This window comes from Nocardioides sp. Kera G14, from assembly GCF_020715565.1.
GTDB lineage: Bacteria > Actinomycetota > Actinomycetes > Propionibacteriales > Nocardioidaceae > Nocardioides.
The window spans coordinates 2,342,165-2,359,403 of the sequence record NZ_CP085839.1 but is presented as its reverse complement, the minus strand read 5'-3'; the positions used below and the strand labels follow the sequence as shown (position 1 = coordinate 2,359,403).

General features: G+C 68.4%; 19 protein-coding genes and 2 tRNA genes. 15 read left to right on the top strand and 6 right to left on the bottom strand.

What is annotated here, in order from left to right:
• Nucleotides 1-59 precede the first annotated feature (59 nt).
• A complete protein-coding gene (locus LH076_RS11580) occupies nt 60-611 on the top strand; it encodes a TetR/AcrR family transcriptional regulator C-terminal domain-containing protein (protein WP_227780864.1) in 552 nt (183 codons plus the stop codon).
• A gap of 6 nt (nt 612-617) precedes the next feature.
• On the opposite strand, the gene LH076_RS11575 is transcribed toward LH076_RS11580, so the two are convergent.
• The gene (locus tag LH076_RS11575; protein ID WP_227780863.1) at nt 618-1,817 is read right to left on the bottom strand and encodes a PP2C family protein-serine/threonine phosphatase; all 1,200 of its coding nucleotides are present in this window, start codon (nt 1,815-1,817) and stop codon (nt 618-620) included.
• 3 nt (nt 1,818-1,820) lie between these two features.
• Nucleotides 1,821-2,624 (bottom strand): alpha/beta fold hydrolase, encoded by an 804-nt coding sequence (locus LH076_RS11570; protein ID WP_227780862.1) that lies wholly within the window; start codon nt 2,622-2,624, stop codon nt 1,821-1,823.
• 73 nt (nt 2,625-2,697) lie between these two features.
• On the opposite strand from LH076_RS11570, the gene LH076_RS11565 reads away from it, so the two are divergent.
• Entirely contained in the window at nt 2,698-3,303 is a 606-nt protein-coding gene (locus tag LH076_RS11565; RefSeq protein WP_227780861.1) for a hypothetical protein, read from the top strand.
• A gap of 79 nt (nt 3,304-3,382) precedes the next feature.
• Here LH076_RS11565 and LH076_RS11560 read toward each other — a convergent pair whose 3' ends face one another.
• Nucleotides 3,383-4,669 (bottom strand): HNH endonuclease signature motif containing protein, encoded by a 1,287-nt coding sequence (locus tag LH076_RS11560; RefSeq protein ID WP_227780860.1) that lies wholly within the window; start codon nt 4,667-4,669, stop codon nt 3,383-3,385.
• A 312-nt stretch (nt 4,670-4,981) separates the two neighbouring features.
• On the opposite strand from LH076_RS11560, the gene LH076_RS11555 reads away from it, so the two are divergent.
• Entirely contained in the window at nt 4,982-5,149 is a 168-nt protein-coding gene (locus tag LH076_RS11555) for a hypothetical protein (RefSeq protein WP_227780859.1), read from the top strand.
• A gap of 13 nt (nt 5,150-5,162) precedes the next feature.
• Here LH076_RS11555 and LH076_RS11550 read toward each other — a convergent pair whose 3' ends face one another.
• Nucleotides 5,163-5,945 carry a 3-methyladenine DNA glycosylase gene (locus tag LH076_RS11550; protein WP_227780858.1) on the bottom strand — a complete coding sequence of 261 codons (783 nt, stop codon included), beginning with the start codon at nt 5,943-5,945 and terminating at the stop codon, nt 5,163-5,165.
• Between the two features lie 31 nt (nt 5,946-5,976).
• Here LH076_RS11550 and LH076_RS11545 point away from each other — a divergent pair, with 31 nt between their 5' ends.
• The 8 genes from LH076_RS11545 (at nt 5,977) to LH076_RS11510 (ending at nt 11,926) form a co-directional block, all read left to right on the top strand.
• The gene (locus tag LH076_RS11545; RefSeq protein ID WP_227780856.1) at nt 5,977-6,804 is read left to right on the top strand and encodes a fumarylacetoacetate hydrolase family protein; all 828 of its coding nucleotides are present in this window, start codon (nt 5,977-5,979) and stop codon (nt 6,802-6,804) included.
• Between the two features lie 3 nt (nt 6,805-6,807).
• On the top strand, nt 6,808-8,331 hold the full coding sequence (gene gltX / locus LH076_RS11540) for a glutamate--tRNA ligase (RefSeq protein WP_227780855.1): 1,524 nt from the start codon (nt 6,808-6,810) through the stop codon (nt 8,329-8,331).
• Between the two features lie 19 nt (nt 8,332-8,350).
• Nucleotides 8,351-9,298 (top strand): CPBP family intramembrane glutamic endopeptidase, encoded by a 948-nt coding sequence (locus LH076_RS11535; RefSeq protein ID WP_227780853.1) that lies wholly within the window; start codon nt 8,351-8,353, stop codon nt 9,296-9,298.
• A 13-nt stretch (nt 9,299-9,311) separates the two neighbouring features.
• A tRNA-Gln gene (locus LH076_RS11530) sits at nt 9,312-9,386 on the top strand.
• Nucleotides 9,387-9,473: 87 nt separating this feature from the next.
• Nucleotides 9,474-9,546 (top strand) — tRNA-Glu (locus LH076_RS11525).
• A 137-nt stretch (nt 9,547-9,683) separates the two neighbouring features.
• Complete coding sequence (locus LH076_RS11520) at nt 9,684-11,135, top strand: AlkA N-terminal domain-containing protein (RefSeq protein WP_227780852.1); 1,452 nt, start codon at nt 9,684-9,686, stop codon at nt 11,133-11,135.
• The gene (locus LH076_RS11515) at nt 11,135-11,614 is read left to right on the top strand and encodes a methylated-DNA--[protein]-cysteine S-methyltransferase (protein ID WP_227780851.1); all 480 of its coding nucleotides are present in this window, start codon (nt 11,135-11,137) and stop codon (nt 11,612-11,614) included. The genes LH076_RS11520 and LH076_RS11515 overlap by 1 nt, the downstream gene beginning before the upstream one ends.
• Before the next feature lie 129 nt (nt 11,615-11,743).
• Nucleotides 11,744-11,926 carry a hypothetical protein gene (locus LH076_RS11510; protein ID WP_227783637.1) on the top strand — a complete coding sequence of 61 codons (183 nt, stop codon included), beginning with the start codon at nt 11,744-11,746 and terminating at the stop codon, nt 11,924-11,926.
• A gap of 143 nt (nt 11,927-12,069) precedes the next feature.
• On the opposite strand, the gene LH076_RS11505 is transcribed toward LH076_RS11510, so the two are convergent.
• Nucleotides 12,070-12,798, bottom strand: coding sequence for an IclR family transcriptional regulator (locus LH076_RS11505; protein WP_227780850.1), 729 nt, complete (start codon nt 12,796-12,798; stop codon nt 12,070-12,072).
• A 52-nt stretch (nt 12,799-12,850) separates the two neighbouring features.
• On the opposite strand from LH076_RS11505, the gene leuC reads away from it, so the two are divergent.
• The 3 genes from leuC (at nt 12,851) to LH076_RS11490 (ending at nt 15,724) form a co-directional block, all read left to right on the top strand.
• Complete coding sequence (gene leuC / locus LH076_RS11500; RefSeq protein ID WP_227780849.1) at nt 12,851-14,263, top strand: 3-isopropylmalate dehydratase large subunit; 1,413 nt, start codon at nt 12,851-12,853, stop codon at nt 14,261-14,263.
• A gap of 3 nt (nt 14,264-14,266) precedes the next feature.
• Nucleotides 14,267-14,860 (top strand): 3-isopropylmalate dehydratase small subunit, encoded by a 594-nt coding sequence (gene leuD / locus LH076_RS11495; RefSeq protein WP_227780848.1) that lies wholly within the window; start codon nt 14,267-14,269, stop codon nt 14,858-14,860.
• A gap of 192 nt (nt 14,861-15,052) precedes the next feature.
• Entirely contained in the window at nt 15,053-15,724 is a 672-nt protein-coding gene (locus LH076_RS11490) for an HU family DNA-binding protein (protein ID WP_227780847.1), read from the top strand.
• A gap of 24 nt (nt 15,725-15,748) precedes the next feature.
• On the opposite strand, the gene LH076_RS11485 is transcribed toward LH076_RS11490, so the two are convergent.
• Nucleotides 15,749-16,414 (bottom strand): 2-phospho-L-lactate guanylyltransferase, encoded by a 666-nt coding sequence (locus tag LH076_RS11485; RefSeq protein ID WP_227780846.1) that lies wholly within the window; start codon nt 16,412-16,414, stop codon nt 15,749-15,751.
• A gap of 20 nt (nt 16,415-16,434) precedes the next feature.
• Here LH076_RS11485 and LH076_RS11480 point away from each other — a divergent pair, with 20 nt between their 5' ends.
• Nucleotides 16,435-17,193, top strand: a complete 759-nt coding sequence (locus tag LH076_RS11480) for a lysophospholipid acyltransferase family protein (protein ID WP_227780845.1) — start codon at nt 16,435-16,437, stop codon at nt 17,191-17,193.
• Nucleotides 17,194-17,239 lie beyond the last annotated feature (46 nt).

The following is a 17,239-nucleotide window of genomic DNA, read 5'->3' as shown; positions in this document are numbered from 1 at the left end:
CAGGTTAGGGTGGCGCCGCCGTCAGGTCAACGGGACCAGAGCAAAATGAAAGGGCACGAGTGCGCTACCGACGCAGCGACGTGATCGACCGAGCCCTCCTGCTTCTGGACGCCGTGGGGCTGCCCGAACTCTCGATGCGGCGACTCGGCGCAGACCTCGGCGTGCAGCCCTCGGCGCTCTATCACCACGTGCCCAACAAGCAGACGCTGTTGGCGTTGATGGCTGACGAGCTGTTGGCCCGAGCGACCTGGCCTGAGGTGGCGGCGTGGGAGGAACAGGTGGCCTCGATCTGCTGGACGTTGGACGAGGTGCTGCTCTCGTGGCGCGACGGCGCCGAGCTCGCGGCGACGGCCTGGTCCTTCGGACTGGGCGCACAGGCGCCGTACGACCTCCTGCTGACGACGCTGGAGGAGGGCGGCTTCGGCAAGCTGGGGCCGACCGCGGCGCGCACGCTGCTGCACTACGTCTACGGCCACGCGGTCGACGAGCAGACGCACCGGCAGGCGGCCGCGGCGGGCGCGATCGACGCCGGTCAGCGTGAGGACGACTTCGGGACAGGGCTGGCGATGATCATCGCCGGTATCCAGGTGGTTCACGCCGCGCGGAGCTGAGGCCGGTCAGCGCCGCGGGAGCGGCACGCGCAGTCCGATCGCGGCGATGTCGTCGGCGGCCGTGCCTGACTGGAACTCGAGCGCCTCGGCGACGAGCGACGAAGCCACCGCCGCCATCGTGGTCGTCGGGTCCGCAGTGAGCCGCGTGACGGAGGCGAGCAGCGGCTGCTCGCCGAAGAGATCCTCCCCCGCGCGCGCCTCGGTGATGCCGTCGGTGTAGAGCACCATGCCGTCGCCGGGGGACAACCTCAGCTCATGCTCGGTGTAGTCGGCCGTCTCGAGAACACCGAGGAGGATGCCGGCGTACGGCGCGAAGACCGCGGCAGCACCGTCGCGCACGAGGACCGGTGCGGGGTGTCCGGCGACGCTGGTCACGACGTGCCAGTGCCCGCCCACCCGTGAGAGGCGGACGAGGACGCAGGTGCAGAACCGGCCGTCGCTGCCATGCCGGTACAGCAGCCGGTTGAGCTGGCCGAGCACCTGCGCCGGCGAACTCTCGGACATGGTGAGTACACGCACCGTGTCGCGCACGAAGGCCGTGACCACGGCCGCCGCCGGGCCCTTGCCGCCCACGTCACCGAGCACGACGATCCACTCGTCGGCGTCGAGCGGGAAGATGTCGTAGAAGTCGCCGCCCACGACCGTGCCGTCGCCCGCGGACCGGTAGCTGCCGGCGATATCGAGTCCCGGCACGACCGGCGCCGACGGCGGGATGAAGGTCTTCTGCAACGCGTGGGCGAGCAGATGCGCCTGCTCCTCGGAGGCCTCCGCCCGCTGCCTGGCACGCACCAGCTCCTGCTCGTAGGCACGGCGTTCGGTCGCGTCGAAGAGGGCGATCCGGATCACCTGCGGCGTGCCGTCAGGGTGATGGTCCAGGCGCGCGTTGAGCAGGACGGGCAGCCGGCTGCCGTCGTGGCGTACGACGTCGACGGCGATCTCCCGTACGGCGCCCTGCAGGCGCAGCATCGGCCGGTAGTGGGTCTCGTGGTAGATCCGACCTCCGACCGACAGCAGGTCGACGAACGACCGGGCCATCAACTCCTCGGCCGAGTAGCCGGTCCACGTCTGGAAGGTCTCATTCGTCTTGAGGATCCGACCGTCCGGCGTGGTGGAGACGTATCCGCACGGCGCCCGCTCGTAGAGGAGAGCCGGGTCATCCTCGCGAAGTGCCTCCTCGAACGCGTCGACGGCACGCTCCTTGGACATCTCCTACCTCGAGGCGGCGAGATAGGAGGAGATCGCCGTGATCGTCTCGGTCGGCGCACTGAGATTCGGGCAGTGACCGGTCGCGTCGAGGACCACGAGCCGACTGTCGGGGATGGCGTCGGCCACATAGCTGCCGACCTCGATCGGCGCGATCACATCCTCGCGGCACTGCAGCACGAGCGTCGGCGTCCTCACCTCAGGGAGATCGTCACGGTTGTCGGAGAGGAAGGTCGCACGGGCGAACCGGCGGGCGATCGCCGGGTCGACACGGCAGAAGCTCGCGGTGAGCTCCTGGCCCAGCTCGGGCCGTTCGGGGTTGCCGACGATCGCGGGCGCCATCGCCGTCGACCAGCCGAGATAGTTGCTCTCGAGCGATTCGAGGAGTTCATCGATGTCGGCCTCGCTGAAACCGCCGCGGTAGCCGGCGTCGTCGATGTATCGAGGCGATGGACCGACGAGCACGAGGTGTGCGAACCGCTCGGACGCCCTGCGCTCAGCGAGAACGCCCATCATGGCGGCCACCGAATGCCCGACGAGGATCACGTCACGCAGGTCGAGCTCCTCGAGGATCTCCACGATGTCGGCGGCGTAGCCGTCCAGCGTCCCGTACTTGTCGGGGTCGTACGCCGAGTCGTCCGACCCGCCACAGCCGACGTGGTCGAAGAGCACGACCCGGTAGTCGTCCATGAACGCCGGCGCGACGTGGCGCCACATCGTCTGGTCACAACCGAACCCGTGCACGAACACCATCGGCTGCCCCGACGCGTCACCGTGCACGGTGACGTTGTTCCGGCTGACGGCGCTCATGGCCGTGAGCCTAGTCGTCAGCACGCCCGGTGAGAGACCGCTCAGCGACGCCGCGCGGAGCTAGGGTGCTGGGATGCAGCCTCGCCTCTTCGTCGAGCAGAAGTTGACCGCCTTCGTCAACAAGTACCGCGTCTTCGGGACGACCGACGGAGGCGAGCGGGCCGGCCTCGCGGCCTTCGCCCAGCAGAAGCGCTTCAAGTTCAAGGAGGAGCTGACCTTCTACGCCGACGAGCGCAAGGCCGCGCCCGCATTCACGATGCGCGCGGAGAAGGTCTTCGACGTCCATGGTCGCTACTTCGTCGAGGACGCCCAAGGCACTCCGATCGGCGCCCTCCGGAAGTCGTTCGGCAAGTCGCTGTTGGCCAGCACGTGGGAGGTCCTCGACGCCGGCGGCAACGTCGTTTTCGGGGTCACCGAGAGCAGCAGGACGTTGGCCATCCTGCGTCGCTTCGCCGGGTTCCTCCCCTACGTGGGCGACCTCTTCGAGTTCGTTCTGGTCTTCTTCCGCTATCACTTCGACTTCATCGACGCCGCCGGTGCCAAGGTCGGCAAGTACCAGAAGAACACGCTCTTCCGGGACCACTACACGCTGTACCTCACCGACGAGGCTGCTGCCGCGGTCGACTGGCGCGTCGTCGCCGCCATGTGCGTCGCGCTCGATGCGCTGCAGTCGCGCTGACGCTGGGGTTCTCTGTCGTGGTCGGGGGCCCGACGGGCCTACAGAGCTTGTCGGGTACGTCGGGTGGAGCACTGGCTCCTCACGTCCTGCGGTAGAAGCGAATGGTGCCGTCGGGGAGGCGCTCGTTCGTGTAGTCGGGTGAGTGGATCCTGCGGTGGCCGGGTTTGCAGAGCAGGACCAGGTCCTTGAGGTCGGTCTTCCCGCCTTGGGACCAGGCGTTGAGGTGGTGGACCTCGGTCATGGCGGCCGGCACGTCGCAGCCTTCTTCGCTGCAGGTGGCCCGGATCAGTATGAGCGCCTTCTTCTGAGCCTTGGTGGCCAGCCGTGAGGTGCGGCCGAGGTCCAGCACGTGGCCCTGACCACCGAGGACGGCGGGGATGATCCCCGCCTCACAGGCCAGGCGGCGTGCTTCGTTTGCGGTGATCCGCTCGACGCCGTTCGGGCCGAGGACAGTGGCGGCGGCAAGGTCGCGACGCAGGTCGGCCAAGGGGATGGTGACGATGAGTTCGGTGCCGGTGGTGCCGTGTTGCGGCATCGAGTTCGGGTCGATGTTCTCCAGCAGCTCGCAGAACGCGTGGCCGAGCTTCTTGTTGTTCGGCAGCTTCCACCACACCCTCTCACCCGCCTCATCGCCGGCCGCGTCCGCGAGTGCCTGCTTGTCGGCGGGGTCGTGCCGGGGGCTGGTGAAGGCGTGGAGGAGGTGGGCGAGGCGGGTGGCGGTGAGGTCGGGGACGACGATGGTGATCTTGGTGGTGCCGTCGTGCTTCTTCGCGAAGTTGAGCCGTGTCTTCTGGAATGCGCTGCGCTCCTCCGCGGCGAGCTTCTTGGCTTCGCGGGCCTCGGTCCCGTCGGGGTCGATCACGTCCAACACCTGACGGGCCAACACCCTCAGCTGGTTGGGGTTCCACCGCGACGCTTCGTCGACGAGGTGCGCCTCGGCGCGGGGGATCAACTCGGCCGCAGTGTCCTCAGGTAGGGCGTTCAGGGCGCGGGTGATGATCTCGGCCTGCTCGCGGTTGACGACACCGGCGCGCATCCCGGCTGCGACGGCCGGCCAGGCGTCGAGGGCTTCTGCGAGGCGCTTCTGGGCCTTCGCCTCGCGCGGGCCGATATGCGTCTCGTGGGCGAGCCAGGCGGCGGTGTCGTTCTTGCCGGACTGGTCGGCGATCTTGGGTGCTGCGGCCATGACCCGGGCGCGGAGCTCGACGAGCTGGCACTCGGCCGCGACCAGTTCACGCAACGCTTCAGCCTGTGCGGTGGGGGACATGAAGAGCGGGTTGACGTCCGCGACCTCGGTCAGGGCCTTACGGACGGTGTGCGCGGCACCCACGATCGGGTGGGTCGGTTCGACGTACTGCACGACCATCGCGGCACCTCCTTCAACGCAGACGACAGAGCAGGCCACACGATGTGTGCTGCTGGTCGTCGCGCGGGAGGCCCCAGTGGGGGCTATTGCCGTTATCTGACCTTCGCGACTGGCGGACCCTTCGCCACTGCGGGGTGGCTCCTTCAGGTTGATCGCCTGTAGAGATTCTACTCCCGGCCATGGACAGAACCAAGGGTCGGAAATGGGGAGCCCTTATATTGCTGGGCTCTGGGGGTTCTCTCGGCATCGCGCAGGGTCGCCAAACGTGCCAAAGCTGATGAAGACCGGACCGCCCAGGAGTACGTTCGGAGAATGACTGCCGACGACCGCCTACGACAAGCGGAGCACCAGAAGGACTACACCCGTCTCCCCGAGGGAGTGCGGTTGGATGAGACCATCGAAACCGTTGATCCGCAGTCTCCGCCCGACTCCCACGCCGGGCGTAACGCCGACCAGCACCGCGCCCTGCGCGACGACTGAGACCTCGAGCGAGTCACGCGCTCGGACGCACTCCGAGCAGGCGCTCGCACTCGGCGATCAATGCGGCACGGATCGGGGCGGCGCGGTCGGCGAAGGTGCGTTGGGCGTCGGCGTACTCGGCCTTGCCGTCGGCGGTCTCGACGCGGACGGGCGTCCACTCGATGCCATAGGGATCGAGGGTCCAGCCGCCCATGTCGTACGGAGCGGCGCGCATGTCGAGGATCCTGATGTCCCACGCGAGCTCGAAGGCATCCGCAATCAGGGAGGAAGGGATGAGACCGGCGAGACGGAAGGCGTGCTTGTAGAGGTCCATGTTGCCGTGGAGGCAGGCGGGCTGCTCGAACTCCTCGCGATCGCCGGATGCCGGCGAGAGCGTGTTGAGCGGGGCAGCAGAGGGCGTGAAGAAGCGGTAGGCGTCGAAGTGCGAGCACTGCAGCCGATGTGACTCGACGACCACGTCGGTCGCCGCCTGCCCGAGCCGGAGATGGACGGGGTGCCGGGTCCCGTGCGTATCGGAGCGGTGCACCATCGCCCACTCGTGCATGCCGAAGCAGCCGAAGTTGCCCTCGCGCGCGGCGGTCGCCCGGAGCAGTCGGTGCAGAGCAGTCACGAGCGGCACCTTCTCCGCTGGCAATGCAGCAGAGCCGGCAGACCAGCGCAGCAGTTGGATCGGCCGATATCGGTAGTACTCGAACATGAAGTCATGGACCGGGTGCTTGAGCCCTGCCGTACGCCGGGCGAGGTGCGGGTCGACGTACGGCCTCAACCTCTCTCGATGCAGAGCCGCGAAATCCATGGCGTCAAGGCTAGGTCGATAGGCTGGCGGGGTGCGCATCGCCAGATTCACCCATGCCGGAGCCGACCCTCAGTACGGGGTGATCACGGGCGAGCTCGACCAGTTCGGGCAGCCCGAGGACGACGCCGCCGTCGTCGTGCTGGCGGGTGACCCGTTGTATGTCGGCATCGTCCCGACCGAGCAGACGGTGCCGTTCAAGGACATCAAGCTGCTCGCGCCGGTCATCCCGCGCAGCAAGGTCGTCGCGATCGGTAAGAACTACGCCGACCACGTCGCGGAGATGAAGGACGTGACTGGCGGAGGCGTGCCGGCCGAGCCGCTCTTCTTCCTCAAGCCGAACACGTCGGTCGTCGGCCCCGGCGACCCGATCGTCTACCCGACGCAGTCCGAGCGGGTGGACTTCGAAGGTGAGATCGCGCTGGTGATCAGTCGGATCTGCAAGGACGTCCCGGCGGAGAAGGCGGCGGACGTCATCTTCGGCTTCACCCTCGCCAACGACGTCAGCGCGCGCGACCTGCAGACCAAGGACGGCCAGTGGAGCAGGGCCAAGGGCTTCGACAGCTTCTGCCCGCTCGGCCCGTGGATCGACACCGAGCTCGGTCTGGGCGCGATGAAGTCCGGCATCGACCTCAAGACGTACCTCGAGGGCGATCTCAAGCAGGACGGCAACACCCAGGACCTGATCTTCGACATCCCGCGGATCATCGAGCACGTCACCGCTGCCATGACCCTGCTGCCGGGCGACGTCATCCTCACCGGAACGCCTGCCGGCGTCGGCCCGATGCAGCCCGGCGAGGAGGTCGAGGTCACCTCGACGTACCTCGGCGCCCTCACCAACCCCGTCATCAAGAAGGCCTGAACCATGGTTTCGACAGTCCCCACCGGTAGTGCCGTGCGCGTCCGCATGGCCCCCAGCCCGACGGGCAGCCCGCACGTCGGCATGATCCGGACCGCCTTGTTCAACTGGGCATTCGCGCGTCACCACGGCGGGACGTTCGTCTTCCGTATCGAGGACACCGACCTCGAGCGCAACACCCAGGAGAGCCTCGACTCCATCATCGAGCTGCTCCGCTGGTGCGGTCTCAACTGGGACGAGGGCCCCGAGGTCGGCGGCGACTACGGCCCCTACTTCCAGTCGCAGCGCAGCGACATCTACGCCGACACCCTCGCCAAGCTGCTGGACGGCGGTCACGCCTACCGCTGCTACTGCACCGCCACGGAGGTCGACGCGCGCTTCAAGGAGCGGCAGGCGGCGTACAAGGCTGCGAAGGCCGCCGGTGAGACCGCGATCCCCCCGGTGATGGGGTACGACGGCTTCTGCCGTTCCTTGACCGACGAGCAGCTCAAGGCGTTCGAAGGAAGGCCTTCCGTGCCGCGCCTGCGCATGCCCGAGGGCACGATCGGCTGGAACGACCTGGTCCGCGGCGAGATCTCCTTCGCCACCAAGGACGTGCCGGACTACGCCCTGACGCGTGCCAACGGTGACCCGCTCTATACGCTCACCAACCCGACCGACGACGCGCTGATGAAGATCACCCACGTGCTGCGTGGTGAGGACCTGCTCTCGTCGACGCCGCGTCAGCTCGCGCTCTACGAGGCGTTCAAGGCGATCGGCCTGACCGACTTCACCCCGGAGTTCGGGCACCTGCCCTACGTCATGGGTGAGGGCAACAAGAAGCTCTCCAAGCGGGACCCGGAGGCGCACGCGCTGGCCTACCGCGACAACGGTTACATCCCCGAGGGCCTGCTCAACTACCTGTCCCTGCTGGGCTGGTCCATCGCGGCCGACCGCGACATCTTCTCGATGGAGGAGATGGTCGAGAAGTTCGACATCAAGGACGTCAACCCCAACCCGGCCCGCTTCGACCTCAAGAAGTGCGACGCGATCAACACCTCGCAGATGCGCCTCCTCTCGGTCGAGGAGATCACTTCGCGTGCGCTGCCGTTCCTCAAGCGCGACGGCGTGTTGTCGGATCCCGTGACGCCGAGCGAGCAGCAGCTGCTCGAGCTCGCGATGCCGTTCGTCGCCGAGCGGGTCAACAAGCTGACGGAGGTCGGCGACATGCTCGGCTTCCTCTTCGTCGCGGATGCGGACTTCGCCCTCGACGTCGACGACCGGGCGAAGCTGGTCGACACCGACGAGGGGCAGGCAGTCGTGCAGGCTGCGTCGGATGCGCTGATGCGACTCCAGATCTGGAGTGCAGCCGAGATCAACGACGCGCTGCAGAACGCCCTCGTCGAGGAGATGGGACTCAAGCCGCGCGTGGCCTTCGGGCCGGTCCGGGTCGCCGTAACGGGCCGCCGGATCAGCCCGCCGCTCTTCGAGTCGCTCGAGCTGCTGGGCAGGGAGCGCTCGCTCGCGCGCCTGCAGGCTGCGCTCTCATGATGATGCGCTCACCGCTCGCATGACGCCGGGGCTGGAGTATCACGAGATCAACCGTGCGGGGCAGGTCGCCTGGTGGCGCACGCTCCTCGGCTCAGTCCTGCTGATCCTCCTCTTCCTCTGGCTGCCCGCGGTCCTGGCCGTCCCCTTCGCGGTCGTCATGCTTGTGACCGGCTCGAACGGCGACGACATCACGAACTTCTTCGGGCTCGACCCGGTGACGCCGGCCAACCTGGCCTATCTCAACCTCGGGCTCGCGGCAGCGATCCCGTCGGCGATCCTCGTGGCCTGGCTGATGCACGGCTGGCAGCGCCCGCGCTGGCTGCTCTCGGTCATGGGCCGGATCCGCTGGCGGTGGTTCCTCGTGTGTCTCGGGCTGTCGGTCGTGACCCTCATCGTCACGCTGGTCGTCTCGGCGTTCCTGCCCTCGGACGGCGGTGACAGCGACCTCGGCGGAGCCGCCAACGCCTTCACGTCGCAGACCCTCGGCTTCCTGGCCGTGATCGTGTTCCTGACCCCGCTGCAGGCGGCGGGGGAGGAGTTCGCCTTCCGTGGCTATCTCACGCAGGCGTGGGGCGGGGTTCTGGCGGGACGGTCGCGGATGGCCGGCCGGCTCGTCGGCGTACTCGTGCCTGCGTTCCTCTTTGCCCTCGCGCACGGCGGGCAGGACGTCCCGGTCTTCTTCGACCGCTTCGCCTTCGGCATCGTGGCCGGGATCCTGGTCATCGCGACCGGTGGGCTCGAGGCGGGCCTGGCGATGCACGTGCTCAACAACTTCATGGCGTTCGGGCTGGCACTGGCCTTCGGGGACATGACCTCGACGCTCACCGACATCCACGGCAGTTGGTGGATGATCGTCTCCACGCTCACCCAATCGCTCGTCTATCTCGCCCTCGTGCTGGTGGTCGGACGTCGTTTTGGAGTCGGCGTCAGGACACCTGTAATGTCTGGCAACGGCCAGCCGATCTGATCGGCCGAGCCATTGGTCTATGGTGTAATTGGCAACACGACGGTTTCTGGTTCCGTTATTCCAGGTTCGAGTCCTGGTAGACCAGCCACAGATCCCCACCACGGTGGGGATTTGGTGTGAAACGAGCAGTTCGCTAAGGTTTCACGAGTCGCCGCAAGGCGGCGAAACAAGGTATGCCCCCGTTGTGTAGCGGCCTAGCACGGCGCCCTCTCACGGCGTTAGCGCCGGTTCGAATCCGGTCGGGGGTACAGAAGAGGGGCCCCGTGCCTGCGAAAGCAGGCCGGGGCCCCTTCCTCGTTCTGTGCGGGCTCCCGGAAGAAGTACTGCTCCGCGCAGTGTCTGATTTCCGCCAGTACTGAGTGCTGTGCTGGAGCAGGATGGAGCCATGCCGCTCGATCCCCAGGTCTGCTACAAGGCCGTGCGGAGCCGCGACGGTCGCTTCGACGGCCGGTTCTACACCGCCGTACGGACCACCGGGATCTACTGCCGGCCCTCGTGCCCGGCGCGCACGCCTGCATTCCGGAACGTCACCTTCCACCCAAGCGCTGCCAGCGCCCAGGCCGCCGGCTATCGCGCGTGCAAGCGCTGCCTGCCCGACGCCACGCCGGGAAGTCCGGACTGGGATGTCGCGGGCACCGTGGCCGGACGGGCGATGCGGCTCATCGCGGACGGCGTGGTCGACCGTGAGGGTGTCGACGGACTGGCCGGGCGGCTCGGTTACACCTCGCGCCACCTCGGCCGGATCCTCGCGGCCGAGCTCGGGGCCGGGCCCCTCGCCCTGGCCCGCGCCCGCCGCGCGCAGACGGCCCGTGTGTTGATCGAGACCACCGGACTGGGCTTCGCCGAGATCGCTTTCGCGGCAGGCTTCGCAAGCGTGCGGCAGTTCAACGACACCGTCCGCGAGGTGTACGCCGCCACACCGACCGAACTCCGAGGCCACCGTGGTGGGCCGGCCTCGCATCCCGGCACCGTGGTGATGCGGCTTGCCGTGCGCACGCCGTTCGCCGGCCGTGCACTGCTGCGCTTCCTCGCCGACCATGCGCTCGCCGGAGTCGAGGTCGCCGCGGACGGCTGGTACGCCCGGACCCTCGACCTCCCACACGGGCCAGGCACGGTGATGCTCGAACTCACTGACGTGCTCGAGTCGGCGGACACAGCGTTCGTGCCCGCGACCTTCCGGCTCACCGACCTGCGCGACACTGCCGCCGCGGTGGAGCGCGCACGGCGGATGCTCGACGCCGACTGCGACCCCCTCGCGGTGGCGGAGCAGCTCGGCTCCGACCCGCTGCTCGGCGCTCTCGTGCACGCGACGCCCGGGCTGCGGGTCGCGGGCCATGTCGACGGCGCCGAACTCGCCATCCGCGCGGTCGTCGGCCAGCAGGTCAGTGTCGCCGGCGCCCGCACCGTCCTGGGGCGGCTCGTGGTGGAACATGGCAAGCCGCTCGACACGGGCGTGCCGGGACTCACTCACCTCTTCCCGCAGTCAGAGACGCTGGCCGAGATCGATCCGGAGACCCTTCCGATGCCTCGCGCCCGTGGTCGCGCGATCGCCGGACTGGCCGCGGCGCTGGCCGACGGTGACCTCGCGCTGGACCGCGGCACCGACCGTGGCGACGTACGGTCGCGGCTGCTGGCGCAGCCGGGAATCGGGCCGTGGAGTGCCGGTTACATCGCCCTGCGCGCGCTCGGTGACCCTGATGTCTTCCTGCCCACCGACGTCGGCGTCCGGCGAGCGCTCGACGCGCGGGGAGGCTCGGTCGACACCGAGGCCTGGCGCCCGTGGCGCTCCTACGCACTCATGCACCTGTGGCACAGCTTGGACGTGGAGGTCCCCTGATGTGGACAGTGATCGACTCACCCGTGGGTGAGCTACGGATAGTCGCGCAGGCCGGCGCACTCACGGCGATCGAGTTCCCGCCGTACGTCGTCGGCACGGGCCGTCCGCTGGGGGAGCGAGCCGACGCCGATCCGGTGCTGCTCGAGGCGACGCGGCAGCTGACGGCGTACTTCGACGGCGTGCTCGAGGTCTTCGACCTCCCCCTCGCGCCGGTCGGCACGGAGTTCCAGCAGCGGGTCTGGAAGGCCCTGTTGGAGGTCGGCTTCGGCCAGACGGCGACCTACGCGGACATCGCTCGCCGGCTCGGGATGACTGCCGCAGCCTCGCGCGCGGTGGGCCTGGCCAACGGGCGCAACCCGATCCCGATCGTGATCGGCTGTCACCGCATCATCGGTGCCGACGGTTCCCTGACCGGCTACGCCGGCGGGCTCGAGCGCAAGCAGGCGCTGCTGGCCCTCGAGTCCAACTCCCTGTTCTGATGCACCCCTAGCCTTGGCCCATGGCCTGGCAGACCCGCTCCTCGCGCACCGTCTACGAGAACCAGTGGATCCGGGTGCGTGAGGACGACACCACCAAGCCCGACGGCGACGACGGCGGCGAAGCGGGAGCTGCGTGAGGAGACCGGTCTTCGGGCGGCGAGCTGGGAGTCGCTCGGTCCGATCCACTCGCTCGACGGCGTTGCCGATGCGCCCGGGCACGTCTTCCTCGCGCGTGACCTCAGCCCGGCGACGTACGACGACGACGGCGGAATGGCGGAGGAGGGATGCTCACCGTCCCGTGGGCCGCGGTGATCGCGATGATCGGCCGCGGCGAGACCGAGGACGCGGAGACGCTCGCGCCGCTGATGCTGGCGGCGGTCGCGCTCTGCCGACTCTCCTGACTACCCGAGACGGGCAGGAAACCGGATCTCGGAGGGCAGGAAGCCGGATCTCGGCTATTCGGCGGCGCGGCGGAGGGACTCGGAGAGCCGCTCGGCGGCGGCGATGACGGCGGGGGCGTGCATCCGGCCGGGCTGGCGGGTGAGGCGCTCGAGGGGGCCGGAGACGGAGACGGCGGCGATGATCTTGCCGCCCGGGGAGCGGACGGGCGCCGACACCGACGCGACGCCGGCCTCGCGCTCGCCGACCGACTGCGCCCAGCCACGACGGCGGATTCCCGACAGGGCGGCGGCTGAGAAGGCCGCGTTCTGCAACCCGCGGTGGACGCGCTCCGGGTCCTCCCACGCCAGCAGGACCTGAGCTGCGGAGCCCGCGCGCATGGTGAGCTGCGAGCCGACCGGGACGGTGTCACGCAGGCCGGAGGCGCGCTCGGCGGCGGCGACGCAGATACGCATGTCGCCCTGCCGGCGCCACAGCTGGGCCGACTCGCCGGTGATGTCGCGCAGTCGCGCGAGCACCGGGCCGGCGGTGGCGAGCAGGCGGTCCTCGCCGGCGGCGGCGGAGAGCTCGGCCAGACGCGGACCGAGGACGAAGCGGCCCTGAAGATCGCGGGCCACGAGACGGTGGTGCTCCAGCGCAACTGCGAGACGATGGGCAGTGGGACGGGCCAGGCCGGTCGCCGTCACGAGGGCGGCCAGGGTCGCCGGGCCTGACTCGAGTGCGGTGAGTACCGCGGCCGCCTTGTCGAGGACGCCGACGCCGCTGCCTGATCCATTGCTGTCCATAGTGCGAGACTAATTGTCTCAGTCCGCGGAATCAAGAGTAGAGTCCGGTGACATGGGAAAGACGCTCAGTGAGAAGGTCTGGGACGAGCACGTCGTGCGATCCACCGACGGCGAACCGGACCTCCTCTTCATCGACCTCCACCTCATTCACGAGGTGACCAGCCCACAGGCGTTCGACGGCCTGCGCCTCGCCGGCCGCCAGGTGCGCCGGCCGGACCTCACCCTCGCGACCGAGGACCACAACGTCCCGACCGTTGATTGGGAGAAGCCCATCGCCGACCCGGTGTCGCGCACGCAGGTCGAGACCCTGCGGAAGAACGCCGCCGAGTTCGGCGTACGCCTGCACCCGCTCGGCGACATCGAGCAGGGCATCGTGCACGTCGTCGGTCCGCAGCTCGGCCTGACCCAGCCCGGCATGACGATCGTCTGCGGTGACTCCCACACCTCCACGCACGGTGCCTTCGGCGCGATCGCCTTCGGCATCGGCACCTCCGAGGTCGAGCACGTCCTCGCGACCCAGACGCTTCCGCAGTCGAAGCCGAAGACGATGGCGGTCACCGTCAACGGCTCCCTTCCCGCCGGTACGACGGCCAAGGACCTCATCCTCACGCTGATCACGAAGACCGGCACCGGCGGTGGTCAGGGCTACATCGTGGAGTACCGCGGCCAGGCGATCCGTGAGCTCTCGATGGAGGGCCGCATGACGATCTGCAACATGAGCATCGAGTGGGGTGCCAAAGCTGGTCTCATCGCTCCCGACCAGACGACGTTCGACTACATCGAGGGCAAGCCCGAGGCGCCGAAGGGTGCGGACTGGGATGCAGCCGTCGAGCACTGGAAGACGCTCGTCACCGACGAGGACGCCGTCTTCGACAAGGAGATCGTCCTCGACGCGGCCGACATCACGCCGTTCGTCACTTGGGGCACCAACCCCGGCCAGGGCGCACCGCTGGGTGCGAGCATCCCCGGTCCCGACGACTTCGAGGAGGAGCAGGACAAGGTCGCGGCCGAGAAGGCCCTTGCCTACATGGGTCTTGAGGCCGGCACGCCCCTGCGCGACGTCCACATCGACACCGTCTTCATCGGCTCCTGCACCAACGGCCGGATCGAGGACCTGCGTCTCGCGGCCGACACCATCAAGGGCCACACGGTCGCTGAGGGCACGCGCCTGCTGGTCGTTCCCGGCTCGGTGCGGGTGCGGAACCAGGCGATCGAGGAGGGGCTCGACAAGGTCTTCATCGAGGCCGGAGCCGAGTGGCGTGGCGCCGGTTGCTCCATGTGTCTCGGCATGAACCCCGACACCCTCGCCCCGGGCGAGCGCAGCGCGTCGACGTCGAACCGCAACTTCGAGGGCCGCCAGGGCAAGGGCGGTCGCACGCACCTCGTCTCCGTGCCCGTCGCTGCAGCGACCGCCGTGCGCGGCACGCTCTCCTCGCCCGCCGACCTCGAGACCGCTGGAGTCTGACCGATGGACAAGTTCACCTCGCACACCGGCGTCGGCGTCCCGCTCAAGCGCAGCAACGTCGACACCGACCAGATCATCCCGGCCGTGTATCTCAAGCGGGTCACGCGATCCGGCTTCGAGGACGGCCTCTTCGCCGCCTGGCGCAACGATCCCGAGTTCGTCCTCAACCAGGAGCCCTACAAGGCAGGGACCGTCCTCGTCGCCGGCCCTGACTTCGGCACCGGTTCGTCGCGCGAGCATGCGGTCTGGGCCCTGCAGAACTATGGGTTCAAGGTCGTCATCTCCTCGCGCTTCGCCGACATCTTCCGAGGAAACTCAGGAAAGGCGGGCCTTGTCGCCGCGCAGGTCGACGAGAAGGTCGTGCAGAAGCTCTGGGACTACCTCGACGACAATCCCGGTGGTCAGATCTCCGTGGACCTCGAGAGCCAGACAGTCTCGACGCCCGACGGCGAGGTCCAGGACAGCTTCGACATCGACGCCTACACCAAGTGGCGCCTGCTGAACGGGCTCGATGACATCGGCATCACGCTCTCCCACGAGGCCGACATCGCGGCCTATGAGGCGACGCGGCCGAGCTGGAAGCCCGCGACGTTGTGATCTGAGAATCGTCACCAAGAAGGCCGGTTGCGAGGGGAAATCCCTTCAAAACCGGCCTTTTTGGCTCATCACAAGGATTTTCGCGGGTAAACACGCCGAAGATCAGTGGCATTTTCCCCAACGCTCATTAGCGTCTCTTCCAACACGTCGGGCATTGAGGCTCGGCGCGAGGGTTGAACTGAAAGGTCGATCGTGAACAAGTCTGAGCTTGTTGAGGCGCTCTCCGCGCGCTTCGACGGAAACAAGAAGGCCGCCTCGCACGCGCTGGAGTCGGTGCTCGACACCATCACCCGCGCCGTTGCTGATGGCGAGAAGGTTGCCATCACGGGCTTCGGCTCGTTCGAGAAGCGCGTCCGCGACGCCCGCTGGGTGCGCAACCCGCAGACCGGCGCCCGCATCAAGGCCAAGAAGACCGCGGTTCCGAAGTTCAGTGCCGGCGCCGACCTGAAGAACGTCGTCTCCGGTGCCAAGAAGCTTCCGAAGCTGACGATCCCCAAGACCGTCAAGGCTGCTGCCACTCCGGTCAAGAAGGCCGCCGCTCCGGCCAAGAAGGCCGTGGCCACCAAGGCCGCTCCGGTCAAGAAGGCTGCTGCTCCCGCGAAGAAGGCCGTCGTCAAGAAGACCACCGCGGCCGTGAAGAAGGCTGCTCCGGTCAAGAAGACTGCGGCTCCGGCCAAGAAGGCTGCCCCGGTCAAGAAGACCGCGGCTCCGGCCAAGAAGGCCGCTCCGGTCAAGAAGACCGCGGCTCCCGCCAAGAAGGCTGCACCGGCCAAGAAGGCTGCACCGGCCAAGACGACGGCGGCTGCGAAGAAGGCTCCGGCGAAGAAGGCTCCCGCCAAGAAGACGGCCGCGAAGAAGGCCTGACCTCTCAGCACCCCACAGAACGGGTCATCCCTGCGGGGATGGCCCGTTCTGCGTTTCCCGATTCATCTCCCGGAGCACCGCGGACGTGCGGATCCCCAGCCCCAGTTGGGCTGCGGCCTCCAGGTCGTCGAGATCGTCGACGTCGCGGCGAAGCGTCGCGAGCTCTCCCTCGATCGGGACCGCGCCGATCTCGTCGTGCAGCATCCGCGAGTTGAGACCGAAGCGCGGAGCGAACCGCTCACGGGGCGCAGTGAAGAGAGTCGTCCCGAGGCCGACCGCGTCGGCGACGTACGCCGGGATGCCCTGCTCCACGAGGGGGATCGCCATTGTGAGGGCGGCATCGAGATCGGTGGGGGAGAGCGCCGGAAGGTCACCGCACAGCGCTGCAGGAATGAGGTCCGGCCAGCGTCGGGCGGCTTCCGCAGCTGCCTGGACGAGCGAGCCGTTGAGGTCGTCGCTGACACCGTCGGGGATCGCGGCGCAGCCCAGGGCGATGAGCTGGCGGGAGAAGTCCGCGTCGTCGGTCACGGCGAGTACGGCGCCCACCGACGGAGCCGCCAGGCAGGCGGCTGCGGTGTCGAGCGCGAACGCCTCCGCGAGGCTCCGTCGGACGGCGTCGCTGACGCCGACGAGACGCGACTTGCCGCGGGCTGGCGGCTTCACCGGGAGGAGCACGACGTGGGAGGGCACAGCCTGTAGCCTGACCGATCGTGGGTAAGTTCCGGAAACCGCAGCAGCCGATCGGACCGACGTACCGTGCTGTCGAGCCGATCATCATGGGATTCCTCAAGGCGACGACGCGGCCGGAATGGATCGACGGGCACAAGATCCCGGCCACGGGCGGCGTGATCCTGGCCCTCAACCACGTCTCCCACATCGACCCGCTCTCGGCGGCCCGCCTGACGTGGGACTGGGGTCGCCAGTCGCACTACCTCGCCAAGTCGACGCTCTTCAAGAACAAGCAGTTCGGGAGGTTCCTCCGCTCGGCCGGCCAGATCCCGGTCGAGCGCGCCGCAGGTGGCCTCGGTGCCCTGCAGGAGGCCATCAAGGCGGTGAATGACGGCCACCTGATCGTCGTGTACGTCGAGGGCTCGATCACCAAGGACCCGGACGGTTGGCCCATGGTGGGCAAGAGCGGTGCGGCGCGGATCGCTCTGGAGACCGGGGCGCCGGTCATCCCCGTCGGCCAGTGGGGCGCGCAGTTCCTGCTCAACGGCTACGAGAAGAAGTTCGCGCCGGTCCCGCGCAAGACCATCAAGATGAAGGTCGGCGACCCGGTCGATCTCTCCGACCTCCAGGGCCGGCCGCAGACCCGCGAGCTGCTCGACACCGCGACCCAGCGGATCATGCAGGCCATCGTCCGCCTCGTCGCCGACCTGCGCGGTGAGGAGCCGCCGGCGACGCTCTTCGACCCGAAGACCGCCGGGGTGGGCCGGACCGGTAACCCGCACAAGAAGAAGCTCGCGTGAACCACCCCATGCGAATGCTCGCTCCGCTCCGCTTCGCACGGGGGCC